Source organism: Tibeticola sp., assembly GCF_022759015.1.
In the GTDB taxonomy this organism is placed as follows: Bacteria; Pseudomonadota; Gammaproteobacteria; order Burkholderiales; family Burkholderiaceae_C; genus Tibeticola; species Tibeticola sediminis.
In genome coordinates, this window is record NZ_JAEMQB010000060.1 from 1 (window position 1) to 8,354 (window position 8,354).

Sequence of the window (8,354 nt, forward strand, 5' to 3'; positions counted from 1 at the left end):
GACCGTGGTCGCCATGCACCATCCGCCGTTTCGCAGTGGCATCGAGCACATGGACCAAATCGGCTTACGCGAAGGCGGCGATGAACTCGCCCGGATCCTGTTGCGGCATAGCCAGGTTCGCCGGCTCATTTGCGGGCACCTGCACCGCCCGATTTTCAGTGTCTGGGGGGGCGTGCCCGCCCTGACGGTGCCATCGACGGCGCATCAAATCGCGCTCGACTGGCGCGAAGAGGGGCTGACGGCCTGGCGCAGCGAGCCGCCAGGTTTTGGGGTGCACCTGCTCGGAGAGGATGGGCACATCGTGAGCCATGTCGCCGCCAGTGGCGACTATGGGCCGGCTCATCCGTTCTGAATCTGGGCTACGCACACAACCCCTGCTGGGGTCGTGGGGCCGAAGGAATAGGCTGGTGCCCGGGGCCGGACTCGAACCGGCACGCCTCGCGGCGGGGGATTTTGAGTCCCCTGCGTCTACCAATTTCACCACCCGGGCGGGCAGGACTGAAGCCAAAATTATGGCACAGTGTCGGCATGAACTACCCGACGATTGAAGACGCGGTCGGCCACACGCCGTTGGTGGCCTTGCAGAGGCTCGGCGCGGAAGTCTGGCGACCGCGCCGCAACATCATCCTCGGCAAGCTCGAGGGCAACAACCCGGCGGGCTCGGTGAAAGATCGGCCAGCTCTGTCGATGATCCGCCGGGCCGAGGAGCGCGGCGAAATCCAGCCGGGCGACACGCTGATCGAAGCGACGAGCGGCAACACCGGCATCGCGCTGGCCATGGCCGCGGCCATACGGGGCTACCGCATGGTGCTGATCATGCCGGAGGACCTCTCCATCGAGCGGGCGCAGACCATGAAGGCCTTTGGGGCGGAACTCATCCTCACGCCCAAAAGTGGGGGCATGGAGTACGCACGCGATCTGGCCGACAAGATGGTGCGCGAAGGCAAAGGGCGCGTGCTCGACCAGTTCGCCAACCCCGACAACCCGCGCATCCACTATGAGACGACAGGCCCGGAGATCTGGGAGCAGACCCAGGGGCGGATCACGCATTTCGTCAGCGCCATGGGGACGACGGGGACGATCACGGGCGTGTCGCGCTTCCTTAAGGAGAAAAATCCGGCGGTCCGCATCATCGGGGCGCAACCGTCCGAGGGTTCGCGGATTCCGGGTATCCGCAAATGGCCACCCGAATATCTGCCCAAAATCTACGACCCGAAGGCGGTCGATGAGCTGGTCTACGTCAGTCAGGCCGATGCCGAGGAGATGTGCCGGCGCCTTGCGCGCGAGGAGGGGATCTTCGCGGGCATTTCGGCTGCGGGCGCCTGCTGGGTTGCCCAGCAAATCGCGGCCTCGGTCGAGGATGCGACCATCGTGTTCGTCGTGTGCGACCGCGGTGACCGCTATCTCTCCACCGGCGTTTTTCCGGCATGAGCGATCGGCCAAGGGCAAGGCCAGACGCCGAGCGTGGTACTCGGTGGGGGCGTTGGTCGAACTGGCTTCGGCAGGCTTTCCTGCTCTTCCTTAGAATGGCCCGAAGCCAAAGGAGTTACGCTGTATGAACATCGACAAGGAGATCGACACCCGCGGGCTCAACTGCCCGTTGCCGATTCTCAAGGCCAAGAAAGCATTGTCCGAACTTCAAAGCGGCCAGGTGCTGCGCGTCGTCTCGACGGACGCGGGTTCGGTGCGCGACTTCCAGGCCTTCGCGCGCCAGACCGGCAACGAATTGGTCGAGCAGCAACAGACCCCTGCGGGCGAATACATCCACGTCTTGCGTCGGCGTTGACGCAAGGTCGAGCCGGGGGCGAGCGCCAGAGCCGATTCCCGGTGTGCACGGCGCCCGAAACGGGGCTCAGCCTCTCAGCCCGTGTTGCGCAAGCCCGCCGCGATGCCGTTGATGGAAATATGGATGCCGCGCCGCACGCGCTCGTCATCGGCACCGCTGCGATAGCGGCGGACCAATTCCACCTGCAAGTGGTGCAGCGGATCGATGTAGGGAAAGCGGTTTCGGATGGAACGCGCCAGTGCGGCATTGCCACTGAGGCGCTCGGTCGCGCCGGTGATGCGTTCCAAAGCGTCGATGGTGCGCTTCCATTCGGTCTCGATCGCGGTGAAGATGCGCCGGCGCAGGCGCGCATCGGGGAGCAGCTCCGCATAACGCGACGCCAAGCCCAGGTCGCTCTTGGCGAGCACCATGTCCATGTTCGAGAGCAGGGTCCGGAAGAAGGGCCACTGGCGGTACATCTTTTGCAAGAGCGCGAGCGCACGCTCGCGCTCGGGCGCGCTGGGCCGCTCGAGGAATTGCGCCACCGCTGACCCAAAGCCATACCAGCCCGGCAGGGTCAGCCGGCATTGCCCCCAGCTGAAGCTCCAGGGGATGGCGCGCAGGTCTTCGATGCGCTGGCTGGCGCGCCGGGAGGCCGGACGCGAGCCGATGTTGAGCTCGGCGATCTCCCGGATCGGTGTGGCGTTGAAGAAGAAGCGCTCGAACCCCGGCGTTTCGTAGACCAGATCCCGATAAGCCTGCATGCTCGATTCCGACAACTGCGCGGCGGCCTGGAGAAAGGCGGGTGTGGCGGCTCGGGTGGGTTGCAGCAGGCTCGCCTCGAGCGTGGCCGCAACCAGGGTTTCGAGGTTGCGTCGCCCGATTTCGGGGTTGGCGTATTTGGAATTGATGACCTCGCCCTGCTCGGTCAGGCGGATCTGGCCGCGAACGGTTCCGGGGGGTTGGGCGAGGATGGCTTCATAGCTCGGGCCGCCGCCGCGACCCACCGTGCCCCCGCGCCCGTGGAACATGCGCAGCCGCACCGGCCGCCCCGAACGATGGAGTTCGTCGAAGAACTCGACCAAGGCGATTTCCGCGCGGTAGAGCTCCCAGTTGCTGGTGAAGATGCCGCCATCCTTGTTGCTGTCGGAGTAGCCTAGCATCACGTCTTGCTCGCCGCCCGAACGCTCGATCAGGTCGAGGACGCCTGGGAGCGCATAGAAGTCCCGCAGGATGTCGGTGGCGTGACGCAGATCGGCGATGGTTTCGAACAGCGGCACGACGATGAGCCGCGCCGAGCCCTCGCCGTCGAGCGTGCCGCGCATGAGCCCGACCTCTTTTTGCAGCAGCAGCACCTCGAGCAGGTCGCTGACCGTCTCGGTGTGGCTGATGATGTAGTGCCGAATGGCTGCCGTGCCGTAGCGGTCGACCATGCGGCGCGCGGTTTCGAACACGGCGAGTTCGCTGCGGGTGCGCTCGGAGTAGTCCGCGTCGGGCACGCGTAGGACGCGCGCGTCCGAGAGCAGGCGTTGCAGCAGTTCCTGCCGCGCGCGTTCATCGAGCGCTTCGTAGTTCGGGGCCACCCGCGCCACGCGCAACAGTTCGGCCACGACCGCTTCATGCTGATCGGAGCTTTGCCGCAGGTCGATCGTGGCGAGATGGAAGCCAAAGACTTCGACGGCGCGGATCAGGCCGCGCAGACGTTGCGGAATCAAGGCCTCGCCGTGATGCGCGCGCAGCGAGGTTTCGATGATGCGAAGCTCGGCCAGGAACTGCGCGGCGTCGGGGTACGGGTTTTGCGGTGCCACCGCGTGCCGCGCGGCCTCGCCGCCGCTGAGCGCCTTGAGGGTGGCTGCCAGCCGCGCGTAAACCCCGGTGAGCGCGCGTCGGTAGGGCTCGTCGGCCCGGTGCGGGTTGCGGTCGGGCGATTGATCGGCCAGCGCCTGCATTTCGGGCGTCACCGCGACGAGTCGGGTCGACATCGAGAGCTCGGCGCCGAGATGGTGAACTTCGGTGAGGTAGTAGCGCAGCGCGAGATCGGACTGCCGCGACAGCGCGTAAGCGAGCGTCTCGGCGGTGACGTTGGGGTTGCCGTCGCGGTCGCCTCCGATCCACTGACCCATGCGCAGAAAGGCCGCCACGGAGGACTGGCCGAGCGCGTCTTCGAGGTCGGCGTAGAGGCGTGGGATTTCGCGCAGGAAGGTCGTCTCGTAGTAGCTCAGCGCGTTTTCGATCTCATCGGCGACGGTGAGCTTGGAAAAACGCAGCAAACGCGTTTGCCAGAGCTGGACGATGCGCGCACGCAAGGCGGCTTCGTTGCGAGCCAATTCCTTGGGCAGCAGCGCGTCGCGGCTCAGGCCCTGCGCGGCGGAGCGGGCACGGATCTCGTCGCGCTCGGCGAGCAGCCGGGCGATGCTGCGTTCGGCGTCGAGGATGCTCTTGCGCTGCACCTCGGTCGGGTGGGCGGTCAGCACCGGGGAGATGTAGGCGTGCTCGAGCGTGCGGGCGATGGTCTGGGCGTCGATGCCGTGGCCGTGCAGGCGACGCAGCGCGTGTTCGAGTGAGCCTTCTTGCCAGCGACCCGCGCGTTCGTAGACGGCGCGCCGTCGGATGTGATGCCGGTCCTCGGCCAGGTTGGCCAGGTGGCTGAAATAGGTGAACGCGCGAATGACGCGAACGGCTTGCTCGCTGCTGAGGCTTTTGAGCCGCCGCTTGAGCGCCGCGTTGGCCGCCTGGTCGGCGTGGCGGTGAAAGGCCACCGACAAGCGTCGGATCTGCTCGACGAGGTCAAAAGTGTCGTCCCCTTCCTGCTCGCGGATGACGTCACCGAGCAGACGCCCCAAGAGGCGAATGTCTTCGATCAAGGGACGCTCGGCGTCGCTCGCAGCGTGACGGGCGGGCGTGGAGGAACGGGCGGGGGACGGGCGGGCGGCCGGTGCGGATTCGGAGGGGGCGGTCATCGGGTTGGGCAGGATTCGACCCACGGGTCGAGACCCGCTGGCCGATGGGGTCGACAAGAGGTCCGGCTGCACCGGACCCGGTTTCACGCCAAGCCCCTGCGGGGCTGGTGCGAAGCGCACATGCTAGCATCAACGCTCGTTTTGGCATGCCTCTTGGAGGATCGATTTTGACGTCCGCCCCTTCGTCTCTGGTCATTGCGACCCGGGAAAGCCGCTTGGCCCTGTGGCAGGCGGAACACGTCCGTGCGCGTTTGCAGTCGCTGGGTTTCGGCGTCGAGTTGCTCGGAATGACCACGCTCGGCGACCAGATCCTCGACCGCACCCTGAGCAAGGTCGGCGGCAAGGGGCTGTTCGTCAAAGAGCTCGAGGTGGCGCTGGCCGAGGGGCGGGCGGACCTCGCCGTGCATTCGCTCAAAGACGTGCCCATGGATTTGCCCGAGGGCTTCGCGCTGGCCTGTGTCATGGCGCGGGAAGATCCGCGGGACGCCTGGGTGTCGGCGGTCTGCGCCGGGCTCGAGGACTTGCCCGCGGGTGCGGTGGTCGGGACCTCGAGTCTGCGCCGCACCGTGCTGCTGCGCGCGCGGCTGGCCGAGCTGGGTCGCTCGGACGTGCGCATCGAGCCCCTGCGCGGCAACCTCGACACGCGGCTGCGCAAGCTCGACGAGGGCCAATATGCGGCCATCGTCCTCGCCGCGGCCGGCCTCAAACGGCTGGGTTTGGGCGCACGCATCCGGCGCATCTTCGAGCCCGACGAAATGCTGCCGTCGGCTGGCCAGGGCGCGCTGGGCATCGAAATCCGCGCCGATCGCCATGATCTCGAAGCCGCTTTGGCGCCGCTGGCCGATGCCGCAACCTGGCTTTGCGTCAGCGCCGAGCGGGCGGTGAGCCGTGCGCTCGGTGGCAGCTGCTCGATGCCCTTGGCGGCCCATGCGGTGCTCGACGGCGGCACGCTCAAGCTGTCGGCCGCCTGGGGCGACCCCGAAGGCGTCGCGCCGCTGCTGCGCGCCGAGGGCAGCGCTGAAGTCGGCGATTCCGCGCAGGCCGAGGCGCTCGGCATGCGCGTGGCGGCAGACCTTCGCTCTCAGGGCGCGCGGTGATGGCGCCGCGGCAGCCGGGTTGCGCGGCGCGATGACGATGCCGGTTGCGATCGTCACCCGGCCTGAGCCGCAGGCCGCGCGCTGGGTGCGCTCGCTCGAGACTCTGGGCATCTGGGCCTGGGCCTTGCCGCTGCTCCAGATCGGTGCGGTGTCGCCCACGCCCGCACTCGAGGCCGCGCGCGAGCAGCTCGGCGCCTACGACGCCGTCATGTTCGTCAGCGCCGCGGCCGTGGCGCATTTTTTGGGATCAAAACCGGGCCATGCCAGCGTGAATTGGTCTTCGATAGCTCTGAAAACAAGAGCGTGGGTGACCGGCCCGGGGACGCGGCGGGCCTTGCTGGAGCGTGGTTGGCCGGCCGAGCGCATCGACGCGCCCGCGTTGCAGGCGGGCGCGTTCGACTCCGAGGCGTTGTGGCAGCAGGTCAGCCCCCGGGTGCACCCCGGTCTGCGGGTACTGATCGTTCGCGGCGGCGATGCCCAAGGGCGGCCGGAGGGGCGTGAATGGCTCGCCGATCGGCTGCTCGCGGCGGGTGCGCTCGTCGACGGGGTGGTTGCGTATCGACGATTGGCGGCCGAGCTGGGGCTGGAGGAGATCGCCCTCGTGCAGTGGGCCTTCGACCATCGGGCGGTTTGGGTGCTGAGCAGCACGCAGGCGCTGGGCGTGCTGCGCCGGAGGCTGCCCGACGCGCCTTGGCAACGGGCACGCGCTCTGGCAACCCATACGCGGATCGCCGAGGCGGCACGGGCGCTCGGATTCGGCTCGGTCGCCTTGTGCCCGAGCGACCCCGCGGCCGTTGCCGCGTCGATAAAATCGTGGCAATGAACGAGCCAGCGCCGCACAGCCCCGATGCCAGGCCCTCGGATGCGCCGCACGAGGGCGCTGCTGTTGTGCCGCAGGCGGCAGCAGGCGCATCCCGTGCGCTGTGGCGGCAGCCTTGGTTTTGGTTGACGCTGGCCTCGGGGCTGGCGCTTGCCAGTAGCTTTTTCCTGTGGCAGAAAGTTTCGGGCATGGCCGAACAGCTCGCCCGCCAAAGTGCCGAGGCCACCGCCCAGTCCATCGAGGCACGAACGCTGGCGCGGCAAGCGCTCGACCAGGCGCGCGACGCCGCGTCGCGGCAGGCGGTGCTCGAGGCTCGCCTGGCCGAAGTTTCCTTGCAGCGCAGCCAGATCGAAGAGTTGCTCCAGACCCTGTCGCGTTCGCGTGACGAAAACCTCATCGTCGACATCGAGGCGGCGATCCGGCTCGGCCAGCAGCAGGCGGAACTCACCGGCAGTCCGCAACCGCTGCTCGCTCAGCTCAAGAGCGCCGAGCAGCGACTGGCGCGTGTGGCCCAGCCGCGACTCGCCCCGCTGCAGCGTGCGCTCGCCCGTGACATCGACCGCATACGAAGCGCCAACCTGCCGGACACGCCAGCCTTGCTGGTCAAGCTCGACGAACTCGTGCGGCTCGTCGACGAAATCCCGCTGGCCGCCGATCCGCCGCCCCGCAGCCAGGGGCGGGCGGCGGCCGATGCGCCGCCGCTTCGGGCCGAAGACCCACTGTGGCAGCGCTGGCTCGCGCGCGTCTGGCAGCCGTTCCAGGGCCTGGTTCGGGTCTCGCGCATCGCGCAGCCCGAGGCCGCGTTGCTCTCGCCTGAACAGGGCTTTTTCCTGCGCGAAAACCTCAAGCTTCGCATCATCAACGCGCGGTTGGGGCTGCTGGCGCGCCAACATGCGGCGGCGCGCGCCGATCTGGCTGCTGCGGCGGACCTGATCAACCGCTATTTCGACCCCGCGTCGAAGAAGACCCAGTTGGCTGCCACGCTCTTGCAGCAAATCCAGAGTCAGATGCGCAGCGCCGAGCTGCCGCGGGTCGACGAAACGCTGGCCGCGCTGGCCGCCGCCGCAGGAGCCACGCGTTGACCGGCTCGGCTGATCGTCGTTGGTGGCTCCCATGCGCATCGTGATTCGCCTGCTCATCCTTTTCGCGGTGGCCGTCGCGCTCGCCCTGTTCGCCGGGGAGAACGCGGCGACCGTGAGCGTGTTCTGGCCACCTTGGCGGGTCGATCTGTCGCTCAATCTGGTGCTGCTCGGGCTCGTCGTCGGCTTTGCGCTGCTCTACGCCGCCCTGCGCGCCCTCGGCGCCCTGCGGGCGCTGCCGGCCCAAGCGCGTGCCTGGCGTTTGCAGCAGCGCGAGCGCGCTGTGCATCGCTCGCTGCACGATGCCTTGGCCTGGGAGCGCTCAGGGCGTTACACGCGGGCGCGGCGTTCGGCCCTCGAAGCCCTCGGACGCCTGCAATCGCCCGACCTGGCTCGGGCTTTGGGCGCGGAAACGGCCGTCGCGCTGCGGGCGCAGGCGCACCTGGCCGCAGCCGACGCGTCGCATGCGCTGCGGGACCACCGCGCGCGCGACGAGCATCTGCAGCAGATTCTGAATCCGCCCCAAGAGGGGCCGAGTGCCGTCGCCGCCGCGCCTGCGGTATGGGCCGAGGCCGCGCGCTTGCGGGCGGCCCAGTGGGCGCTGGATGACAACGATGCCGCGGCCGCCCTCGA

The 8,354-nt window shown here is 68.2% G+C and carries 8 protein-coding genes and 1 tRNA gene; 7 read left to right on the forward strand and 2 right to left on the reverse strand.

All coding sequences use genetic code 11. From position 1 onward, the window contains the following. On the forward strand, window positions 1-352 hold a 352-nt coding region (locus JHC36_RS03620; RefSeq protein WP_503006827.1), incomplete at its 5' end, for a metallophosphoesterase family protein. 53 nt (window positions 353-405) lie between these two features. On the opposite strand, the gene JHC36_RS03625 is transcribed toward JHC36_RS03620, so the two are convergent. Next, window positions 406-490, reverse strand: a tRNA-Leu gene (locus tag JHC36_RS03625). A gap of 38 nt (window positions 491-528) precedes the next feature. Between JHC36_RS03625 and cysM the strand changes: the two genes are divergently transcribed. Together cysM and JHC36_RS03635 are read left to right on the forward strand one after the other, a co-directional pair. After that, window positions 529-1,431 (forward strand): cysteine synthase CysM, encoded by a 903-nt coding sequence (gene cysM, locus JHC36_RS03630; protein WP_287915978.1) that lies wholly within the window; start codon window positions 529-531, stop codon window positions 1,429-1,431. Window positions 1,432-1,555: 124 nt separating this feature from the next. Beyond that, a complete protein-coding gene (locus tag JHC36_RS03635; RefSeq protein ID WP_124223953.1) occupies window positions 1,556-1,786 on the forward strand; it encodes a sulfurtransferase TusA family protein in 231 nt (76 codons plus the stop codon). 74 nt (window positions 1,787-1,860) lie between these two features. Here the strand turns inward: JHC36_RS03635 and ppc are convergent, their stop codons facing one another. Further along, the gene (gene ppc, locus JHC36_RS03640) at window positions 1,861-4,725 is read right to left on the reverse strand and encodes a phosphoenolpyruvate carboxylase (RefSeq protein WP_287915983.1); all 2,865 of its coding nucleotides are present in this window, start codon (window positions 4,723-4,725) and stop codon (window positions 1,861-1,863) included. A gap of 146 nt (window positions 4,726-4,871) precedes the next feature. On the opposite strand from ppc, the gene hemC reads away from it, so the two are divergent. The 4 genes from hemC to JHC36_RS03660 form a co-directional block, all read left to right on the forward strand. Continuing rightward, window positions 4,872-5,822, forward strand: a complete 951-nt coding sequence (hemC, locus tag JHC36_RS03645) for a hydroxymethylbilane synthase (protein WP_287915986.1) — start codon at window positions 4,872-4,874, stop codon at window positions 5,820-5,822. A 31-nt stretch (window positions 5,823-5,853) separates the two neighbouring features. Continuing rightward, on the forward strand, window positions 5,854-6,645 hold the full coding sequence (locus tag JHC36_RS03650) for a uroporphyrinogen-III synthase (protein WP_353846115.1): 792 nt from the start codon (window positions 5,854-5,856) through the stop codon (window positions 6,643-6,645). Next, complete coding sequence (locus JHC36_RS03655) at window positions 6,642-7,724, forward strand: uroporphyrinogen-III C-methyltransferase (RefSeq protein WP_287915989.1); 1,083 nt, start codon at window positions 6,642-6,644, stop codon at window positions 7,722-7,724. Before JHC36_RS03650 ends, JHC36_RS03655 begins: the two co-directional genes overlap by 4 nt. 31 nt (window positions 7,725-7,755) lie before the next feature. Next, window positions 7,756-8,354, forward strand: a 599-nt coding sequence (locus JHC36_RS03660; RefSeq protein WP_287915992.1) for a heme biosynthesis HemY N-terminal domain-containing protein, incomplete at its 3' end; no start/stop codon positions are given.

Excerpts from the sequence above, each read along its gene's own strand:
- JHC36_RS03650 (WP_353846115.1), top strand. The coding sequence starts at position 5,854 with ATGACGATGCCGGTTGCGATCGTCACCCGGCCTGAGCCGCAGGCCGCG.
- JHC36_RS03635 (WP_124223953.1), top strand. The coding sequence starts at position 1,556 with ATGAACATCGACAAGGAGATCGACACCCGCGGGCTCAACTGCCCGTTG.
- JHC36_RS03655 (WP_287915989.1), top strand. The coding sequence starts at position 6,642 with ATGAACGAGCCAGCGCCGCACAGCCCCGATGCCAGGCCCTCGGATGCG.
- cysM (WP_287915978.1), top strand. The coding sequence starts at position 529 with ATGAACTACCCGACGATTGAAGACGCGGTCGGCCACACGCCGTTGGTG.
- ppc (WP_287915983.1), bottom strand. The coding sequence starts at position 4,725 with ATGACCGCCCCCTCCGAATCCGCACCGGCCGCCCGCCCGTCCCCCGCC.
- hemC (WP_287915986.1), top strand. The coding sequence starts at position 4,872 with ATGCCTCTTGGAGGATCGATTTTGACGTCCGCCCCTTCGTCTCTGGTC.